Here is a 604-nt window from a genome sequence, read left to right on the forward strand (position 1 = left end):
TATCAATAATAGGATGTTCTGACCTAGAGGAAGAACCAATAGGGCTATTAGCTCCTGATGGTTTTTTTAACAACGTCAATGATATACAGACAGCAGCAAATGGCGCTTATGGGCATATGACTCATGAAGATTTTTGGGGGAGAAAAATGTCTTTAACATTAATGCTACGTGGCGACATGGTCGCTATTGGAGATCCAACAACAGCCACAAGAAGAATTGAACACGATCAATTTAATGTTCCTGCTGATAATGGAATGATTGATGGGTACTGGCTTAGAGTTTATCAAATGATAGCTGCCGCGAATCAGGCAATTGCTGGCGCAGAAGAAGTAAATGTAGCAGATGAGATAAAAAATCCTGTTACTGCCCTAGCCTATTTTGCAAGAGGGTTTGCTTATTTTCATTTGGTAAGACAATTTGGAGATATTCCTTATTTAGATACGCCAGTAACTGATTTAGAAGCAGCAAGTACAATTAGTAAAACTGCAGCTGCTGATGTGTATGAAAATATTATTGCCGATTTTGAGTTTGCTAAAACTTGGTTGCCAGAGAACCAAGCAGCCAGATCGATACCTGCTAAATCTGCAGCCCACTCTTATTTAGC

General features: G+C 39.4%; 1 protein-coding gene. It reads left to right on the forward strand.

Annotated elements, in window-relative coordinates:
* Positions 1 to 604, forward strand: a 604-nt coding sequence (locus Q0910_RS28520) for a RagB/SusD family nutrient uptake outer membrane protein (RefSeq protein ID WP_299224243.1), incomplete at both ends; no start/stop codon positions are given.

The sequence above is a fragment of the uncultured Aquimarina sp. genome, assembly GCF_947495315.1.
Lineage (GTDB): Bacteria > Bacteroidota > Bacteroidia > Flavobacteriales > Flavobacteriaceae > Aquimarina.